The 18,528-nt window shown below is 55.2% G+C and carries 20 protein-coding genes and 1 pseudogene; 8 read left to right on the top strand and 13 right to left on the bottom strand.

Annotation, left to right across the window (positions count from 1 at the left end; genetic code table 11):
• Positions 1-4 precede the first annotated feature (4 nt).
• A complete protein-coding gene (locus WFK59_RS05305) occupies positions 5-763 on the top strand; it encodes an ABC transporter ATP-binding protein (RefSeq protein ID WP_336755213.1) in 759 nt (252 codons plus the stop codon).
• Between the two features lie 71 nt (positions 764-834).
• Here the strand turns inward: WFK59_RS05305 and WFK59_RS05300 are convergent, their stop codons facing one another.
• Positions 835-1,473, bottom strand: coding sequence for an RpiB/LacA/LacB family sugar-phosphate isomerase (locus tag WFK59_RS05300; protein WP_233984326.1), 639 nt, complete (start codon positions 1,471-1,473; stop codon positions 835-837).
• 139 nt (positions 1,474-1,612) lie between these two features.
• Between WFK59_RS05300 and WFK59_RS05295 the strand changes: the two genes are divergently transcribed.
• The 3 genes from WFK59_RS05295 to WFK59_RS05285 all read left to right on the top strand — a co-directional run bounded on the left by WFK59_RS05295 (position 1,613) and on the right by WFK59_RS05285 (position 3,405).
• On the top strand, positions 1,613-1,954 hold the full coding sequence (locus tag WFK59_RS05295) for a cupin domain-containing protein (protein ID WP_233984327.1): 342 nt from the start codon (positions 1,613-1,615) through the stop codon (positions 1,952-1,954).
• Positions 1,955-2,340: 386 nt separating this feature from the next.
• Positions 2,341-2,574 carry a hypothetical protein gene (locus tag WFK59_RS05290; protein WP_233984328.1) on the top strand — a complete coding sequence of 78 codons (234 nt, stop codon included), beginning with the start codon at positions 2,341-2,343 and terminating at the stop codon, positions 2,572-2,574.
• A 333-nt stretch (positions 2,575-2,907) separates the two neighbouring features.
• Positions 2,908-3,405 (top strand): AAA family ATPase, encoded by a 498-nt coding sequence (locus tag WFK59_RS05285; RefSeq protein WP_336755211.1) that lies wholly within the window; start codon positions 2,908-2,910, stop codon positions 3,403-3,405.
• Between the two features lie 18 nt (positions 3,406-3,423).
• On the opposite strand, the gene WFK59_RS05280 is transcribed toward WFK59_RS05285, so the two are convergent.
• Complete coding sequence (locus WFK59_RS05280) at positions 3,424-4,317, bottom strand: dihydrodipicolinate synthase family protein (protein WP_336755210.1); 894 nt, start codon at positions 4,315-4,317, stop codon at positions 3,424-3,426.
• 157 nt (positions 4,318-4,474) lie between these two features.
• Between WFK59_RS05280 and WFK59_RS05275 the strand changes: the two are divergent.
• Positions 4,475-4,669, top strand: a pseudogene (locus WFK59_RS05275) (antibiotic biosynthesis monooxygenase family protein); the annotation flags it as partial.
• Between the two features lie 3 nt (positions 4,670-4,672).
• Here WFK59_RS05275 and WFK59_RS05270 read toward each other — a convergent pair.
• Both WFK59_RS05270 and WFK59_RS05265 read right to left on the bottom strand, forming a co-directional pair.
• Positions 4,673-8,524 (bottom strand): hypothetical protein, encoded by a 3,852-nt coding sequence (locus WFK59_RS05270; RefSeq protein WP_336755209.1) that lies wholly within the window; start codon positions 8,522-8,524, stop codon positions 4,673-4,675.
• 101 nt (positions 8,525-8,625) lie between these two features.
• Positions 8,626-9,060 (bottom strand): hypothetical protein, encoded by a 435-nt coding sequence (locus WFK59_RS05265; protein ID WP_336755208.1) that lies wholly within the window; start codon positions 9,058-9,060, stop codon positions 8,626-8,628.
• A gap of 552 nt (positions 9,061-9,612) precedes the next feature.
• Between WFK59_RS05265 and WFK59_RS05260 the strand changes: the two genes are divergently transcribed.
• Positions 9,613-10,923 (top strand): MFS transporter, encoded by a 1,311-nt coding sequence (locus WFK59_RS05260; protein ID WP_233984331.1) that lies wholly within the window; start codon positions 9,613-9,615, stop codon positions 10,921-10,923.
• A 10-nt stretch (positions 10,924-10,933) separates the two neighbouring features.
• The gene (locus tag WFK59_RS05255) at positions 10,934-11,755 is read left to right on the top strand and encodes a substrate-binding domain-containing protein (RefSeq protein WP_233984332.1); all 822 of its coding nucleotides are present in this window, start codon (positions 10,934-10,936) and stop codon (positions 11,753-11,755) included.
• Here WFK59_RS05255 and WFK59_RS05250 read toward each other — a convergent pair.
• Complete coding sequence (locus WFK59_RS05250) at positions 11,730-12,629, bottom strand: LysR family transcriptional regulator (RefSeq protein WP_233984333.1); 900 nt, start codon at positions 12,627-12,629, stop codon at positions 11,730-11,732. The genes WFK59_RS05255 and WFK59_RS05250 overlap by 26 nt on opposite strands.
• Positions 12,630-12,653: 24 nt before the next feature.
• Positions 12,654-13,139, bottom strand: a complete 486-nt coding sequence (locus WFK59_RS05245) for a MarR family winged helix-turn-helix transcriptional regulator (protein WP_336755207.1) — start codon at positions 13,137-13,139, stop codon at positions 12,654-12,656.
• Between the two features lie 72 nt (positions 13,140-13,211).
• Between WFK59_RS05245 and WFK59_RS05240 the strand changes: the two genes are divergently transcribed.
• Positions 13,212-14,147 (top strand): quinone oxidoreductase family protein, encoded by a 936-nt coding sequence (locus WFK59_RS05240; RefSeq protein ID WP_336755206.1) that lies wholly within the window; start codon positions 13,212-13,214, stop codon positions 14,145-14,147.
• A 14-nt stretch (positions 14,148-14,161) separates the two neighbouring features.
• On the opposite strand, the gene WFK59_RS05235 is transcribed toward WFK59_RS05240, so the two are convergent.
• The 7 genes from WFK59_RS05235 to WFK59_RS05205 all read right to left on the bottom strand — a co-directional run bounded on the left by WFK59_RS05235 (position 14,162) and on the right by WFK59_RS05205 (position 18,522).
• On the bottom strand, positions 14,162-14,602 hold the full coding sequence (locus WFK59_RS05235) for a thiol-disulfide oxidoreductase DCC family protein (RefSeq protein WP_336755205.1): 441 nt from the start codon (positions 14,600-14,602) through the stop codon (positions 14,162-14,164).
• A complete protein-coding gene (locus WFK59_RS05230; protein WP_336755204.1) occupies positions 14,571-15,194 on the bottom strand; it encodes an AAA family ATPase in 624 nt (207 codons plus the stop codon). The genes WFK59_RS05235 and WFK59_RS05230 overlap by 32 nt, the downstream gene beginning before the upstream one ends.
• Positions 15,191-15,628, bottom strand: coding sequence for a PTS sugar transporter subunit IIA (locus WFK59_RS05225; protein WP_233984338.1), 438 nt, complete (start codon positions 15,626-15,628; stop codon positions 15,191-15,193). The genes WFK59_RS05230 and WFK59_RS05225 overlap by 4 nt, the downstream gene beginning before the upstream one ends.
• Positions 15,629-15,637: 9 nt before the next feature.
• Positions 15,638-15,907, bottom strand: a complete 270-nt coding sequence (locus WFK59_RS05220; protein WP_336755201.1) for a hypothetical protein — start codon at positions 15,905-15,907, stop codon at positions 15,638-15,640.
• A gap of 111 nt (positions 15,908-16,018) precedes the next feature.
• On the bottom strand, positions 16,019-16,861 hold the full coding sequence (locus WFK59_RS05215) for a class II fructose-bisphosphate aldolase (protein ID WP_233984340.1): 843 nt from the start codon (positions 16,859-16,861) through the stop codon (positions 16,019-16,021).
• The gene (locus WFK59_RS05210) at positions 16,848-18,215 is read right to left on the bottom strand and encodes a PTS sugar transporter subunit IIC (RefSeq protein ID WP_293003630.1); all 1,368 of its coding nucleotides are present in this window, start codon (positions 18,213-18,215) and stop codon (positions 16,848-16,850) included. Before WFK59_RS05210 ends, WFK59_RS05215 begins: the two co-directional genes overlap by 14 nt.
• Positions 18,208-18,522, bottom strand: a complete 315-nt coding sequence (locus WFK59_RS05205; protein ID WP_031377537.1) for a PTS sugar transporter subunit IIB — start codon at positions 18,520-18,522, stop codon at positions 18,208-18,210. The genes WFK59_RS05210 and WFK59_RS05205 overlap by 8 nt, the downstream gene beginning before the upstream one ends.
• Between the last annotated feature and the right edge of the window lie 6 nt (positions 18,523-18,528).

Genomic DNA, 18,528 nt, shown 5'->3' with positions numbered 1-18,528 from the left:
AAGCATGATTACCGTCAACAATCTTAATCTCAGCTTTGGTGAGGAGAGCGCCCGCAGTCAGGTGCTGTTCGACGTCAATCTGCAGGTCAGCCAGGGCGAAATCTTTGGGCTGGTCGGCGAGTCAGGATCGGGCAAAACCACGGTGCTGAAATGCCTGGCGGGACTGTTTAACCACTGGCAGGGTGCGCTGGAGATTGACGGCCAGCCGCTGGCGCACTGCATTGATCGGGCTCGCTGCCGTCGGGTGCAGATGGTGTTTCAGGACCCCTACGGTTCGCTGCATCCGCGCCATACGATTGGCGATATCCTCGAAGAGCCGCTTCAGATTCAGGGCATCGGCCAGCGTCAGCAGCGGGTGATCGCTATGCTGGAGAAAGTCGGATTAAATCGCGCCTGGCAGACCCGTTATCCCCACCAGCTCTCCGGCGGTCAGCGTCAGCGGGTGGCGATCGCCAGAGCGCTGATTCTGGAACCGGCGGTGCTGTTACTGGATGAGCCGACCTCGGCGCTTGATGTGTCGGTGCAGGCGGAGATCCTTAACCTGCTGAGTGACCTGCAGCAGCAGGATAACCTGACCTATCTGATGGTGACGCACGATCTGGGCGTGGTGGCGCACCTCTGTCATCGGGTGGCGGTGATGCAACAGGGCAAGGTGCTGGAGACGCTGGATGTCCCGACGCTGGTGAGCAATCGGGCGAGTATGCCCTATACCCGAATGCTGGTGGAGGCGAGCCGCCACGCTACGCCGGTAAAGGCGCACTGAATACGGCGACGGGCGGCAGGCATAAAAAAGGCCAGGTCACCCTGGCCTTCTGCTTCTGCACCCTGGCGCGTTTACTGAGTCAGCTGACGCACAAAGGAGACGATCTCCGCGTTCTGTCCGTGCTCAAACAGGCACTGCTGGAAGCGCGGGCCGCTGACCGCAGTCTTCACCAGTTCAGGATCGATCGCGCGCAGCGTATCCAGATAGTTCTCTTTGATCACCGCCGCTTTCACCTGATTCAGCAGACCGGCATTGCGCACCTGTGGCTCTCTGCGCTCTGGCGGATAGCCCATGCCTTTCTCGCCGGTAAAGGCTTTTTCGAAGATAAAGCGCAGGTTGAGCTCAGCGCCCCAGCCGAAACCTTTAGCGAACGGCAGCGCCAGCGCATTACCGTTATTAATCTGCGCAAACAGATAAGCATCAGCCGGATCGATACAGTATCCGCAGTTGACGCCCGGATGAATGTTGAGCGACATCAGCGCGCCCTGTCCGGTGCCGCAACCCGCTACGATGAAATCAACGGCCTTGCTGTTCAGCAGCAGGCTGGCCTGGATGCCGAGGTGAATATAGGTCAGATGGTGATCCTGCTCGTCGCTCATCCCGACGTTGAAGACCTGATGGCCCAGCGGCTGCGCAACGCCTTCCAGTTCTTTCAACACGATAGCGTTTTTAGCCGCCTGGCTGTTTTCCATCATTAACGCGATTTTCATGATCTGCCCTTAGCATTTAATTGAAACACCGTTTCATTTTAATGAAAAACCGCTAAAGTGCATGGACTAATTCACCTCCGCGCTGTGAGTAGCGTCACAAAACGGCTACCCTGGCGTCCACCTGCATAAGGAAGTTCTGATGTTTATCTATAAAAAAGAGCGGCCACTGGAAGATTTAGGCAACGGCGTAACCCGTCGGGTGCTGGCGTATGGCGGTACCCTGATGGCGGTCGAAGTCAGTTTCGAAAAAGATGCCGTCGGCCCGCTACATCACCATCCGCATGAGCAGTTAACGTATGTGCTCAGCGGCCGTTTCGCCTTCACCATCAATGGGGAAACGCGGGAAGTGGGTCCGGGCGATACGCTCTACAAAGCGCCCGATGTGGTACACGGCTGCGTCTGCCTCGAACCCGGCGTGCTGCTGGATACCTTTACTCCACAACGCGACGATTTCCTGCCCGCCCGCGACGCCACCGCCTGACAAAGCGTGAATCAGTCGGCGTGCAACCTGTCGCGCGCTGGCTGATGCTGAATACTCTCCCGCATCGGTCTGGCGTGTCTCTGACGGCTCCGGCTGCCGCTGGCCGGACCGCGGATTATTTTTTCACCTTTTTTTTCCGGCAGACTGGTTAGCTAACCAAATGATTAGCAGGCTTTTAATATTTACCCGCTACGCAATTCCCGGCGATTGCCGCTCCGCATCCCGCGCCAACCGGGGCTTGCTCAACTATTCTTATTTTCTTCACCCCGCCTCTGATACCCGTTGCGCTTAAAAAGATTCCCGTCAAAATCTGTACAAAAACACGTTTCATGTATAGGTTTAAAGGGTTCACCAGGTCATTTTTTAACCCAAAACAGGATAATTCTATGAACCATACAGAGAGCAATACCCTGGCCGTGAAGGAAAATGTCCACCTGATCAATCCGGCGTTTCACGCGACTGAACAGGATAAACTGAATTTTCTGGTCGAAGAGCTGATGGAAGCGGGCAAGGAAACCAGCTGTATGGCGCTGCTGCGTCATCTGGCTGCCGCAGACAGCGCGGAAGAAGAGGCGTGCTGCCGGGAGTTGCTGACCTTACTGATGGCGAAACAGGCGTGAAGGTGACCGTTTGCGGCAACGCGGTGACTGCGTCCCTTTGCGGGCTGCTGATAGCAGGCTGTCACCGCGCCCGCTGCTCCTCCGCCCCGGCAGCGCTCCGCCGCTGGCTGGCCTATTCCCCTTCAGCGCGGCGTGACCACAATTGCTGTCAGGCGCCAGCGGCGCGATATCTGGCTGCTTAATCCCGCAGACTTTGCTAGTCTCACAGGATGAACCGATACGCTTTACCCCAGTCAGAGATGATTAACACCGTCTGTATCGCGGTGGGATAGCCTGTCTCTTTCTCCCGCCGGTAAGGCGGGCCTTACCGGCGTTAACCCGATAAGGAACCCTATGAATCCTGATACCCTGACACCCGCAACGCTGCATCTGCTGTGCGGCAAAATCGCCTCCGGTAAATCAACCCTCGCTGCCCGTCTCGCCGCAGAGCCTGGTTGCGTCATTCTGAGTGAAGATCACTGGCTGGCTGCGCTCTATGCAGATCAAATGCAGTCGGTCGCCGACTATGTCCGCTGTGCGGCACAACTGAAAACGGCGATGACCCCGCACCTGGTAGCGCTGCTCCGGGCGGGCGTCCCGGTAGTGCTCGATTTTCCCGCCAACACCAAGGCGAATCGTGCCTGGATGATGTCGCTAATCAAGGCATCCTCTGCTGACCATCGCCTGCATTATCTGGACGTCCCGGATGCGCTGTGTAAATCGCGTCTGCACGCCCGTAATCAGGGCGGCGAACACGCCTTTGCCGCAACGGACGAACAGTTCGCGCTGATTACCCGCTATTTCGACCCGCCGCAGGAGGAAGAAGGCTTTAACCTGGTGCGACATGGTTAACGCCTTCTGAGGTGGGGATTAAGAGAGATCGAGCGCCGCGAGCACGGCAGCAATCTGCTGGCAATCCGCATCGGAGAGCGGCAGCAGCGGGCGCGGCAGGCAGTCGCGTTCGGTCAGGCCCAGCAGCCCCGCTGCGGCGCCGATTACCCGCAGGCTTCCGCCATGCTGGCGGAACAGTGCCCATAACGGTTGCAGTTGCGCATCCAGCGCGCTGACACGCTGATCATCGCCCGCCTTTGCTGCCGCGGTCATCGCCTGTGCGATCCGGGGAAACAGCCCGCCGCAGACCGAGTACCAGCCATCGCAGCCTGCCAGCAGACCGGTGGCGGCAAACGCATCGCCGCTGACCCCGATTGAGACCCTCTCCGGCAGCCGAGACCGCAGTTGTGCAATGCGCTCGCGGGCCGCCTGCAAATCGGCGGGTACGCCGGGAATTTTTATTGAGGCAATGCCCGGCAGCGCGGCGATGCGGCCAAGCAGCGCATCGGAAAAAGCAAAATGGGTGGTACCCGGATTGTCATAGACGCAGATCGGCACCGAGACGTGACACGCGACCGTCTGATAAAGCGTGAATACCTCTTCTTCGCGCAGCGCCTGATAGCCGAGTGGCGGCAGCAGTAATGCCGCCGCACCCGCCTGCTGGGCATCCTCAGCCAGCTGCAGCACTTCGGTCGTGCTGACCGCACCAATGCTCACCATCACCGGAATCGCCTCTGAATGGGCAACCGCCAGTTCGGTGATCCGCCTGCGCTGGGCGCGGGTCAGATAGGCGTAGCTGCCGGTAGAACCCAGCACGCCAAGCGAATCGACTTTCGCCTCCGTCAGCCGCTGCAACAGCCGTAAAAATGCCGCTTCATCCGGCTTATCCGCCGTAAAAGGGGTCAGGGGAAACGCACTCAGTCCGCTGAACATATTACCTGCTCCATGATTGTGAAATGATTGTCTGGTTGATTAACCGTACAGGCATATTTCGTGGCAGGCCGAAGCATCACGCCGCCCCGTCCGCTACTGTGCTGCTGCCCCCCTAAGAAGGCAACCGATGATCGCTGTACTGTTTTAAGCCCAGGCTCAGATCGACGGTTTTATCGCTATTGAGCGCTTTCAAAGCCTGACCGATGAGAAAAAGATCCTCTCACTTTCCTGGTGGCGCGATGAAGCGGCAGTGCTGGCCTGGAAAAACAACCCGCAGCATCAGGCTGCCCAACGTGAAGGCCGTGAGATACTCTTCGCCGGTTACTCGCTGCGCATAGGCTGGTGCTTATAGCCTTTATTCAAACCGCTGCTCCCGTTCACTATCTTCCCGTTGTTCGCGGTCTTTTTCGCGTTCCACCCACTGAATCATTTTTCCACAAATTGTTCTGGCCGCCTCGGCGATATCTGGACGCTCGTGTTTACTCAGCGCACCGATGGCGCTTGCTCTAGCTTGCATTAAGTTCGCCAGGCTACCAGTCCAGGATGATGGAGTGATTCGTTCAGCAAAAGCCCCTAGTACAGCTAGTGGCTCAGGTGACGCCTCTAAAAGTTCTCTAGCCGCTTCATGTATTGTCAGTACCCCCTCTTCATCCTTGTTTGACCAAAGAGTTACGCCTCCAGCAATAGCAGGCCAAACGCTGGGATCATTTCTGGCACGGCACCATTCAATCAAGACGCTAGTACTTACATCAGCAAGAGGAGAACGGCGTAAACTGCCACGACGAATAAAGAACTGTCTTCCCTGCTGCTGTTCCTCGGTGCATTCAAAAATGCAATTGAGAAATGATTCAGGCATTAACGCAACAGTTGTTGCTATAGTCTTCTCGAATCCCAAAAAATATCCATAGTGTTCATCAATGACATTGAAAATTGCGTCCAACCACTCAATTTTTTTTGCCTCATTACCATCGAAACGCAATGCGGCATCGATAACTCGCTCCATGTAAAAATCAATTGTCCCTATTTGGCCTCTGTCGCTGTTATTAATCCGCAGGATTGCAGCAGCAAGACCAATCAACCGAAAGTCTGCGCCAAGCGTATCTGCCGATTTGTCTTTACCATGCAGTCTCATGGAGAGCGCATGCAAAATGACATTATCTCCGCTTGCTTTACTCAGGAGTTGCTCAGCAAGCTCGAGAAGACGAATTCTCGGCAAATTGGCGTATTGTTCTCGCCATAAAATCGACTCATACATGAAAGGGCGAATGTCTGGATCGTCCAAATGCTTCATACAGCGATCCAGATCATTTACTGTAAATTTCCCCCAAGGATGCAAGCCAACCAATACTTGTCGAAGTTCAGGATGCTGCGCACATTGGTCGAGAAACTTCTGTGCTAATGATGGATCGACAGAGTCAACTTCTTCGATGAATCCCCCAATAACTCCAAAGTCTTTGTTAGCATCTGGCTGTTTTTCAATTTGTTCAACAAGTCGCTGCCAGCCAATACTTAGATCATGTGCCCCTCGAGCAAGTCCTCGACCAAAGACAGCGCGATAAGGCATTCCACCGATGGAGAACAGATCTGCTCCTAACTCCTCAAGCACATGATTTGATAAGGCAAAGTCCTGTCCCAATTGAAGTGCTTTAGCTTCAAGTCGTTTTCCGGCTGCGGTATATTTATCGGAGTCCTCATGATCAAAATCCGCATCCAGAGCCCAATAATCATGATTTATACTCAACACGTATGTCTTTATTGTTGGAATTAACGCAATGGGCTCCAACTCCTTCTCTAAGGCAGCAAGACTATCCGGCAACTGCTCAACATCATCTCCATCGCTACGCTTGGTATAGTCAAAATAGACCGTTGAACGAACGGCTTTCCAACCTTCCCCCCAAGGACTTAAAGCATTTAATGTACGGGCAGCATCGACGAGTTTGTCTCGCATTGCTTCTTGAAACCAAATTCCCCTGAATTTGTCAGCCAGGATTGATCTTGCAGGCCTTTCAAGCTCAGGAGCTCCGGATGCCGCTAAATGGATAATGACGTCAATAAAGGCGCTGCGCCATTCGACAAGTTCATCATAGTTGGGTTCGTATCCATAGTCTCTTGGTCGAGCTCCAAACTCACCAACCCCAAACCCTGACCACGGTGGGCCATCCAGGGCGGTTGACAGCATCTTGAAGCCCAAAGATCTACGCGTAATAATGTTTGATGGAATGCATTCGTTCATTAAAGCAATACGCTGGCTTAGTGATGCATGAGTACCAGACAGATACGCCTGGAAAAACCTTGGGACCATGTTTCGAGCAGAGTCCAGGTCATTATTATCGGCTTCGTCCTCTGCCATTTGAATAAGAAGCCTGGCGCATCGTTCAAAGGCGTTCGGTTCGTATGCCATCATTTGTAAAAGACGCAGAATACTACGTCGCTGCGGATTGTAGCCCGGTTCCATACCTTTGAAATCAGATGATGAGAGTACGGCCTCAATTCTGTTGAGCAATGCTTCAGGTGCAACCGGTCCGATATACCCAAGTATTCGTAACGAAATATCATTTAACTCGGCTATTCTTCCTAACATCCCTTCAGGCTGAAGCCAGGCTTCTACAATTTCTTTCGCAACAGGATGGTCATGCAACAACCCCAAGCGATGTGAAAAAGACATTAATAAACGCTCACAACCAGGAGCTTCAAAAGTCGCCCTAAGTTGATCGACGGGAATACTGTCGAGTGCGGATGCTGCCAATCTGTTAGCAATGGCATGAGGTAAGATAGCTCTCCAGTGAGATCTTTTCTGAACGATATGACGTTCCATCAGCTTCGTAACGGCTTTAAATAACTGGGTTCTGGAATACCCAAAGAGCGTCCCTAATATTTCCAGTTCGTCGGTAGCAGCATCTGGACTAGATAGCGAGAATGAATACACCAGTGACAATATTTCAGCTTGCTCCCGTAAATTACCATCAGGATGATTACGCTGTTCAAACAAGCGATTAAACAACTGCGCATCAGAAAGTAGAGCCAAACTCTCGCCTTCCTCCCCTCTCTCAGCTATAGCCAAAGCAACTCTTGCATTCCCATCTGCAAACTCAGCAATACGACGGGCATTATTCTGACCAATAGAAGGGAAGCGACGGATAAGAAGTTGCTCTGCCACCTCTGGACCATCTGTCTCAATATGGATGACCTCAGTTGTCTGTGGCTTGTCATCCCTAATGTCGTACTCGATTGTGATGAGGCTTACTTCTTTTCCTGTGGCTGATACCTTACTGGCAAGCGAAGCATGGAGTTCTGATGGACAATTATCAAGTATCATAATTGCTCGTCGGTCCTCAGCGATCAGCTTATCAAGCATTGCTGTAGCCGACGGTACTGGCTCAGAACCAGTATCAACATAAATAGCTACTGTCCGGTCAAGCGCATCTGTTCCAACAGTTTCATCAAAGAGCGCCTGAACGATCCGAGTCTTCCCGACACCAGATAATCCTGTAATACGAACCGCCTTATTCGTCGAACGAATAAGGGCACGCATTGGGCTAATTGCTTCATCAATTTTAAGTTTTTTCCCCTTTCCCGACGGTAAAGTAATGGTTACTCCTGGGGCTGAGATTAAAGTGTCTGTAACACCTTGGGGTGGATTGCTCCAAGCTCCGTAGGGTTGCCAACCGTAATACCCTTGCCCAAGCTTCCCTTTTACCCACAGCATGACTGATGAATGTTGGCGCAGCCATTGAATGAGTTTGGAACGGTCGTAGAAATCGAGATGAAGAGTGCTTTTGTTAGGATTATCTTTTACTGCATCCCTCATCGCTTTGAGACGTTCCGCCTTTCCTGATGGTGAGCAATCATCACGCAGGCTGACAATGATATAGCTGCCTTGTTTTCTGGCTTGTTCAGATATGATCGGTGAAAGCGCTTTGCCGACGCCCATTTCCTTCTCAATTGCAGCCTTTGGCATCTTATGTTTTTTTGCCTGAAAGACCGTATCAGGCCTTAGAAGAAAACCTGTTTTAAATTGATCAACTGGAACCTGAACATGGATATCAATTCCTCCGTCAGGAGCGGTAATTGAACCTGACCAATTCACACATGCTGGGCTATGTCCGTGCAATGCTACTTCAGCTTCTGCAAGCCGAGCAATCAGCTCTTCTAGCTGAGTATCGGTGAGTAGAAATAATTCGTCTTTTTCAATGTCAAAGATTGCCACGCTTTCACCTTACCTAAAAATTTATGTCATTTTTCTTACACTGAATCGCCACAGATCATTAAGACTTTTTCTAGCCGTGTGGAGTGACTCCAAAGTATTTGTTAAATCAGTAGCGCTACATTCTTCCTGGCATAGCGCAATCCAATATGATTTCGTAAGGAGAGAATAACATCCTCAGTATTTCCGATGATATGTACCATAGCTTGAGCCACCATTTTAGAATTCAAATCAGTAACGATGACTTCATCAACCTTATTCTTACCTGATAAAAAACGACCAGAATCGCAGATGATGTATGCAATGCGAGGAGAAATCGAACAATAAAGATTCGCGTATTCAGGTGCAGTGAACTCTGTCTCTGAAACTAACGGGTGCACGTTTACAACCGGCTGAACGGATTTAATGAAAGGCAACTCAGTGTCATTTACTAGCAATGCGTGTCTGGCATCATGACGACTTGAGTATAAACCGAAGCCAATGTTCATTCCGAACATGTAGCTTAGAAGCCACCATGAGTATGCCATCGCTTCGGCCATTTCGAATTCAATAATATTGTTACGAGGTTGAGCCTGTAGCACGCCATCTCGAAAAGATTTAGTACGAGCGAATTGATGTACAAAAACATCATGAACTCGAGCATATGCTGCTTTTCTTGCAATATATCTAACTGCTCATTGGCTAACGCAGACAAAACGGATAGCATTTTTTTTCATGGGAGGCATGGAGGGATACAGCTCGCACGCTGCGGGTCTTATAAGAAGGTTTGGTCTGAAGCACCAATAAGTTGGCTTTGCCATCGCCTGGCGGCCACCATCAGGATACCGCCAGCCTCATCCCACGCCCGCTGTAACACAGTTATGAATCCTGTCACATTTCTGCAAACTGAGGTCGCGGCTAACATGGCCGGATTAATTTTGCGCCCGACAAATAATCACCTGATATTGCTGGCTTTATTGCTTCATCCTGTCTGAATCATGCAGTTCACGCATCAATCGATGCCCTTTTTGCACTTATTTACCGCCGGTCGCTGATCCACTCTTCGATGACAGGCGCGGTAAAAAGCGTCATTCACAGACTGGAGCTCACTGATGCAAATTCCCTCACCCTCTACGCTTTCCACCCGCGCCCGGATTGGCGCAATATTCCGTGTTACCTCAGGCAACTTTCTTGAGCAGTTTGATTTCTTCCTGTTTGGTTTCTATGCCACCTACATCGCCCATACCTTCTTTCCGGCCAGCAGTGAATTTGCTTCGCTGATGATGACTTTTGCCGTGTTTGGTGCCGGTTTCCTGATGCGTCCGCTCGGCGCGGTGGTGCTGGGGGCCTACATCGACAAAGTGGGTCGCCGTAAAGGGCTGATTGTGACGCTGTCGATCATGGCGGCCGGCACCTTCATGATTGTGCTGATCCCCTCTTACCAGAGCATTGGCCTGTGGGCGCCGTTGCTGGTGCTGCTGGGCCGTCTGCTGCAGGGCTTCTCCGCCGGTGCTGAGCTGGGCGGCGTCTCTGTCTATCTGGCTGAGATCGCCACGCCGGGCCGTAAAGGCTTCTACACCAGCTGGCAGTCGGGCAGCCAGCAGGTGGCGATCATGGTGGCCGCCGCGATGGGCTTTATTCTCAATGCGCTGCTGGCAGAATCGGTGATCCGCGACTGGGGCTGGCGGATTCCGTTCCTGTTCGGCTGCCTGATCGTGCCGTTTATTTTCGTGCTGCGTCGCAAGCTGGAAGAGACGCAGGCCTTCAACGCGCGGCGCAGCCATCCTGATGTGAAACAGGTGTTCCGCATCCTGCTCGCCAACTGGCAGGTGGTGATTGCCGGGATGTTGATGGTCGCGATGACCACGACCGCGTTTTACCTGATTACGGTTTACGCCCCGACCTTTGGCAAGAAAGTGCTGCTGCTCAGCGCCTCCGACAGCCTGCTGGTGACCCTGCTGGTGGCGGTATCGAACTTTATCTGGCTGCCGATTGGCGGCGCGCTCTCCGACCGCTTTGGTCGCAAACCGATCCTGATCGCCATGACCCTGCTGGCGCTGACGACCGCCTATCCGGCACTGAGCCTGCTGGCGGCGGCACCGGGCTTCTCAATGATGCTGGGCGTACTGCTGTGGCTGTCGATGATTTACGGTCTCTATAACGGCGCGATGATCCCGGCACTGACCGAGATTATGCCAGCCGAAGTGCGGGTGGCGGGCTTCTCGCTGGCCTACAGCCTGGCGACGGCGCTGTTTGGCGGCTTCACGCCGGTGATCTCTACCGGCCTGATTGAGCTGACCGGGGATAAAGCCTCGCCCGGCTACTGGATGAGTTTTGCTGCCGTCTGTGCGCTGCTGGCCACTCTCTACCTCTACCGCCGGACCGGTGAACGTCTGCCGCAGACCCGCAACTCTTTCAGCTAAGGAAACCCGCATGAAAGGTTATTTTGTCTTATTCGCTCTGCTGATCAGCGTGGCGGGCAGTGCCTGCGCGCAGACCAAAGCATTGACCGTGATGATCTCAGGCGGCTTTAAAGCGGCGTGGGATCAATTATCCCCGCGCTATGCGCAACGTGAAGGCATTCAGATCCGCACCGTCGCCGGTCCGTCGATGGGCAAGACGCCGCAGGCGATCCCGGCGCGGCTGGCGCGGGGTGAATCCGCCGATCTGGTGATTATGGTGGGCGACGCGCTGGCCGATCTGGAAAAACAGGGCCGCACGCTGTCCGGTTCACGGGTTGAACTGGCCGATTCCCGCATCGGTGCGGTGATCAGACAGGGTGCAACGCCGGTGACTATCGACAGCGAAAGCGCGCTGCGCAATACGCTGCTCAACGCCCGCTCGATCGCCTATTCAGACAGTGCCAGCGGCAAATATGTCAGCAGCCAGCTGTTCAGCCGGCTGGGAATTGCGGATCAGGTCAGGGCGAAGGCGTTTAAAGTCGAACGCATCCCGGTCGCCTCACAAGTCGCGGCAGGCAAATACAGCATCGGGTTTCAGCAGGTCAGTGAGCTGCTGCCGGTCGCTGGCGTGACTTTCGTGGGCGAGTTGCCGGACACACTGCAATACACCACCCGCTTTGCCGGTGCAGTGGTCCGGCAGTCCGCGCAGCCGGACGAGGCGCGTCAGCTGCTGCGCTGGCTCGCCTCGCCCGAGGTACAGCAAGTGGTACGTGAGACCGGGCTGCACCCGATCGTGACGTCGCAGCCGACCGGCGTCACCCGGCCGGTCAGACAGCCTGATACTGTTCAATAATCAGCGTTTCCAGCTCGACGGCCAGATGCGACAGCGTGCGGCCGCTTTTACGCAGCAGCCCGACGGTGCGCCTGACTGGCGGATCGGTCAGCGGCACCGAGGTCAGCGCAGAATGCCCGGAAACCGGCATCGACATCGCGGGCACGGCAGCAATGCCCAGCCCCGCTTCAACCATACCCAGCATCGTGGTGACATGCCGGGTTTCGCAGATGCAGGCTTTCTCCGGCACAATGTGCGCCAGCGCCTGATCGAGCAGGTTACGGTTACCGGAGGTTTTATCCAGCCCTATCCAGCTCTGCTGATAAAATTCGTGCCAGCTCAGGCTCGCTCTGGCCGCAATCGGATCTTCATGCCGACAGGCCGCCACGTAAGGATCGTCGCGCAGCGGCAGAAAATGCACATCGGGCTGGCTGCGGCCGGAGAAGCTGATGCCAAAATCCGCCTGACCGCCTGTCACCGCGTCATAAACATTGGCGGCGCTGCTGTCGATCAGCTTGACCCGCACCCGCGGATAGCGAGCCTGAAACAGCCGGATAATATTGGGCATGAAGTAATAGGCAGCGGAAGGCACGCAGGCGACGGTGATCAGGCCGGTACGGGTCAGGCTGACCTCACTCAGATCGGCCATCACCTCTTCAAAATCCACCAGCAGCTTGTCCGATCGCTCGGCAAAGGCGTGTCCCTTTAGCGTCAGAGTGACCCGCCGCGTGGTGCGCTCAAACAGGCGAATACCCAGCGCCGTTTCGAGCTTGTCTATTCTGCGGCTCAGGGCCGACTGCGACAGGCAGATCGATTCCGCCGCGAGGCGAAAATTGCCATACTCCACCAGCGCGCGGAAGGCATAGAGATCGTTGAGATCGACATTAACCGGCATGGTGACTTGCTCCTCTGTTGCGCATCAGGCCTCCTCCCGCTCGTCGCCACGCAGCGCGCTGAAATCGGTGACGAAACGCTGCAGTAACTGTTCCAGCGCGGCACGATCTTCCTCCGGCCAGTGCGCAAACACCCGCTGGTAGATCTGCTCCCGTTGCGCATCAATTTTATCGGTCATCGCTTTACCGGCTGGGGTAATCGCCGCCTCGTTGATCCGTTTGTCGCTGGCATTTTTCTGGCGCTGCACCAGCCCGGTCTCGTCCAGCTTCGCCACCTGCCGACTGACGGTGGTGTAATCGCGCCCCACCCGATCGGCGAGCTCTCCAACCCCGATCGGACCGAACCGGCCGATCTGCACCAGCAGCGGAAACAGCGCGCGATCAAGCTCAATCCCGGCACCTTTGATCATGGCCAGGTCGCGCTGAGGGCGGTTAAACGCCCCGACCAGGGTCAGTAAGCTGTTGTGCAGCGGATCAAACTGACCATTATGTGTATTTTGCACCTTTTTCATTGACGCTATCCAGAGGCAGGAATAATGTGTGTAATCTACACTCATTAAACCCACAACAGAAGGTCCATAGCCATGAAAGCAGCCATCATCGCGCAGCCAGGCGAAAAACCACACTACGGTGATTTTCCTGAACCCCAGGCAACAGCAGAGCAGCTGCGGGTCAGGGTGAAAGCCGCTGCCATCAGCCAGCTGGCAAAATCCCGCGCGGCGGGTACCCATTACAGTTCAGCCGCGCACTATCCGTTTATCCCCGGCATTGACGGCACTGGCTATCTCGATAACGGCGATGCGGTCTACTTTCTGGCGTTTGACGGAAGCTGGGGCAGCATGGCAGAGACCACTCTGGTACGTCGCAAAAGCCTGATTCCGCTGCCGCCGACGCTCGACCCGGTCATCGCTGCGGCGATAGCCAATCCCGGTATGTCTTCGTGGGCCGCCCTGACCCGCCGGGCGGCGCTGCGGCCAGGGGAAACGGTGCTGATTAACGGAGCTACCTCCACCTCGGGTCGGCTGGCGATCCACATTGCCCGTAGTCTGGGCGCGAGGAAAATCATCGCCACCGGCCGCAACAAAGAGACGCTGCAACAATTACAGCATGAGGGGGCTGATATCACCCTGACGCTGGATGCGCTGCCAACAGCGCTGCCCGACCTGATGGCGCAAGGCGTGGATGTGGTGCTGGATTATCTGTGGGGTGACAGTGCGCTGGCGATTATGACGGCGGCGGTGCGTGGCGGCGACAAGGTGGTGCGCTTTGTACAGATTGGTTCGCTGAGCGGACAGGAGATTCCGCTGCACAGTAAACTGCTGCGCTCATCCGGATTGACGCTGATGGGCAGCGGCCTCGGCAGCGTCTCTGATGGCGAGCTGATCGCCTCGATTGGCGAAATGCTGCGGGCCGCCGGAGCCCACCCATTCTCCGTGCCTTTCCGCACCCGTCCGTTAAGCGAGGTCGCGCAGGCGTGGGACGAAGACGACAGCCGCTGCCGGACGGTGTTTACGCTGTAATATCTCACGCCGCTTCAGCGCGACGGTTTCAGCGGATGCAAAAAGCGCTCAGGATAATCGGGCGTAATCGCCTGCTGGCTGTCGTAGCGACCAAACAGCTTATAGCGGTTTAAGGCGATGCGGTCGTAGGCGAAATTGCTGATGGCGTCAGGGAAATGGCGCAGCACGCCGAGGCCGCGCCAGGGTGCCGGCAGATGCCGCATGACGCGAAAGACCGCCTGCGCCCGCAGCCAGTGCTGGTCACCGGCGATATAGACAATGGTACTGACGTTCTCTTCCGGTAAGCCCGCCCAGCGCAGCAGTGCCTTGCCCTGCTCGCTCTGTACCGCCGCAAAACGAACCTGCCGCGCCAGCCGATGGCGCAGCAGGAACCGGACCCAGCCGTTGCACAGCTTGCAGACGCCGTCATACAGCACGGCACTCTCACCGGTTTGCAGATAAGGGGGTGATGACATCCTGCAACTCCTCAATGGGTGAACATTGAGGTGAAGTGTAGCTGTTTCTCTCCAGCTGTTGCTGTAACCAGCGGGCGACCGCTGCCTCATGCAGAGCGCAGGCATCAACCTGCAGCACCGGCCCCAGCGCCATCGGCTGCGCCTGTTGCGCCAGCTGGCGCAGTTCGGGCAGGTATTCCGCGCCGGGATGACCCGGAAGTCGCTGCGACAGCCGCGCCTGGTAACGCGCCACGGCCTCCTCCGGCGTGATCTGCATCCACAGCTCCAGTACCGCGCCAACGCCGGCCTGTTGCAGTCCCTGTTCCAGCAGCGCGCGCGGCTGGAAGCCGAACCAGGCATCTATCAGCCAGATCTGACTGGCTGGCGCCTGGCCGACAATGTTCCAGATCGCCTGATAGGCGGCGCAGCCGAGCTGCCGGTTGCGCTGCCGATCCACCGGCGCGAAGCAGGCCATAAAGGGTTCCTTGAGGCTGTCGAGCGTCAGCACCGGCCAGCCGAAGCGCTGGGAGAGCGCCCGCGTCAGCGTGCTTTTCCCCGAGGCGGGAATGCCGTTGACCAGCACCACGCGCTTTAACGAATTGTTGGTGGTCATAAGATGTCGATGACCTCCGCAACGCTGCTGGCCTGGCGCAATCTGACCAGCGTCTCCGCATCCTCCAGCAATGACACGATGGCGCGGATACCCTCTTCGATATGCGCATTACTGTCGCGGGCACCAAACATAATCACAATGTCCGCTTTATCGCTGCCGTCAAAGGCGATCGGCTCTGTCAGTACAATCAGGCTGAAGCAGTCACGAATCACTCCGGCTTCCGGCCGTGCATGGGGAATGGCGATCCCCTCTTCAAACACATAATAGGCACCATGCGCCAGGGTATTGGCGATCACCGCGTCCGGGTAACTGGCGTGAAGATAGCCACCGCTGACCAGCGGCTCGGCGGCCAGCGCGATTACCTGACGCCAGTCCGTGGCGTCAATCCCTACCTGAATCGCGTTGGCTTGCTGCAATAACTGCTTAATGCTCATCACGGCTCCTTAAATCGACTGGCGAATGACGTTGCGTAATTCATCGATTTTGACAAACAGCGCATCAATTTCATTGCGGTAGTGACGGCTTTTAGCAAATAACGTTAATGCCCGATTATATTCCAGCATTAATTGTTTTTGCGTTTCGCCATTACGCGGATCGATTGCCAGCTTATTTTCCAGCTCGGTTATTTTTTCACGGCTTAATTCCGCCAGATGATCCTGCTGATCGGCGTCTGGCTGATTGGCCGGCGGCGACTTTTTTAAGAATCCAAACATAGCGTCTCCTGCCCCGAATGGCGCCGGGGCACCTCAGGTTATGGCTTAATTAACATTGGAACGGCCGGTGAAGAGATTGGCTGACGACTGACGCGCCCTTACCTTCGCCGGTTAACGGAATAACTGCATCTTCTCCACCAGCACGCTGGTTACCGCATCATTGGCAGGCACCAGGAAATTACGCACGCTGTCGTTGACCTTGCCTTTTTCAAAACTATTTTTGCACTGCGCCACCCATTGAACGTTCATTTCCGTGCCGACATTCACCTTTTCAATGCCGCTGCTGACCGCTAAACGCATATCTTCGTCACTGACGCCGGTCCCGCCGTGCAGCACCAGCGGCGTGTGGGTGGCGGCCGTGATATCCGCCAGCCGCTGATGCTGGATATGCGCTTTCCCGGTATAGAGGCCATGCACGGTGCCGATTGAAATCGCCAGCATATCGACGCCGGTTTCTTCGACGAAGCGTCTGGCATCCTCCACCGGCGTAAAGGCTATCGCCTCCATCTCCACGCATTTACCATCTTCCGACCCGCCAATCGCCCCAAGCTCCGCTTCTACCGAGACATTATGTGGCCGCGCCATATCGATTACCCGGCGGGTATTGGCAATATTCTCGTCAATCGGCAGGTGCGAACCGTCATACATCACCGAACTGAAGCCGGCATCGATGGCGGTCTGAATCGCCGCTAAATCGGAACAGTGATCGAGATGCAGGCAGGTCGGTACTTTCATACTCTCTGACAGCGATTTAATCGCATCAACCAGCAGCTTATGGCCGAGATATTTCGCCGTGCCGGTAGAGATCTGAATCATTAATGGACTATTGGTTTTTTCCGCCGCTTTAAAATAGGCGGGCAGCATCTCCAGACAGTGCAGATTAAAGGAGCCGACCGCTTTAAAATCGCGTTGCTTAGCCAGCTGTAACAGATCGGCGAAATTATAAAGTTTCATGGATTTTTTCCTCTTGCGGCTTAGTGGATTTCCCGTTAACAAACCAGGCGAGTGCAGTAACAAAAGCGATGAACAGCGCGACAAACAGCCAGTTGTTCTGGAAGGCGTGGCCCAGTACCAGACCGGTGCTGATCACATCGGAGTCGCTGAAGGTGACACCGGTGAAGCCGTAGCTCTCCAGCATCGGTACCAGAATGGCGGGCAGCAGCGTGATGAACAGGCCGTGGACAAAGCCGCCAATCATCGCCCCGCGCCGTCCGCCGATGGCATTACCGAACACCCCGGCAGTGCCGCCAGCGAAGAAGTTGGTCAGCAGTCCCGGCAGGATCATCGCCAGGCCAAACATCGGAAAGATGAGCATGCCCACAATGGAGCCGAGCGTGGTGGCCAGGAAGCCGACGATCACCGCGTTCGGCGCGTAGGGAAACATCACCGGGCAGTCGAGCGCCGGTTTAGCGTCCGGCACCAGCCGCATCGCAATGCCACGGAAGGCTGGCACCAGTTCGTTCAGCAGCAGACGTACCCCGCTGTAGAGCACGAACACCCCGGCCACGAACTGAATCGACTGCATAAAGGCGTACATCAGGTAGTTCATGCCGTTACTGTACTGCGCGATAAACGCCGGACCGGCCGCCACCGCCGGGATCAGGTACATCGGCACCATCACCAGCGCCATTGACAGATAGGTGTCCTGCAGGAATTTGAAGTTATCCGGCAGCTTCAGGTCTTCGGTGGAGCGCGATCCCTTGCCGACCACTTTCGCCACCGCCGCCGTCACCAGATAGCCAATGGTGCAGAAGTGACCCAGCGCGACATCATCGGAATCGGTAATCCGCCGCACCACCGGCTGCGCCAGCGCAGGCATCACCACCGCCATAATCCCGCCAAAAATACCGCCGGTCAGGATCAGCGGCAGACCGGTCAGCCCGGCTTTGTAGCCAATCACTGCGCCAATCGTCGCCATCCACAGCAGCGCCTGGCCGGTAAGGAAGATGTACTTAAACGGCGTAATGCGGGCGATGATGATATTGACGATAAAAATCACCAGCAGCGTCAGCGCCACTTCCGATCCCAGTTCCCGGTTCGCCAGCCCGGCAATTGCCGCCACATCGGTGATATAGCCCTGCATGCCGAAGCCGTGGGTAAAGATGGTGTTAAGGAAGGTCAGCGTGCCGACGATGATATTGATCCCGGCCATCATAATTAAAAAGCCCAGCAGGGTTTTAAAGGTGCCTTCCACCACCTTGCCCGCCGATTTTTTTTGCAGCAACAGACCGATCAGGGCAATAAAGGCGATCAGAATCGAGGCCTGCCCTAATAAGTCTTTTACCAGGAAGTCGATCACACTATTCATGGGCAGCGACCTTCATGTTGCGTTCTTTTAAAAAGGCCACAATCTTCTGCTCTATTTCCGCTTTATCGGTGAGCTTATTAAGAATAATGACCCGTTTGATCTGTTCCGGACTGGCGTCGGCATTTAACACATCGGCAAAGGCTTTTTGCGTCAGAATCATGTCTGATTTAAACGCATTGGCTTCTGAAATGGTGGTGTGGTCAATATCCGCGTCAATTTCCAGCTTTTTTAATACCGCTTTTGCGCTCATCTCAATCGCAAAACTGGACCCTAATCCGCAGCCACAAACACATAAAATTTTCAGCATGGTTAT

Source organism: Pantoea sp. USHLN298, from assembly GCF_037149395.1.
GTDB classification, from domain to species: Bacteria; Pseudomonadota; Gammaproteobacteria; order Enterobacterales; family Enterobacteriaceae; genus Pantoea; species Pantoea astica.
Note: the sequence above shows the minus strand (reverse complement) of the source record. Positions and strands in the feature narration are given on the sequence as shown.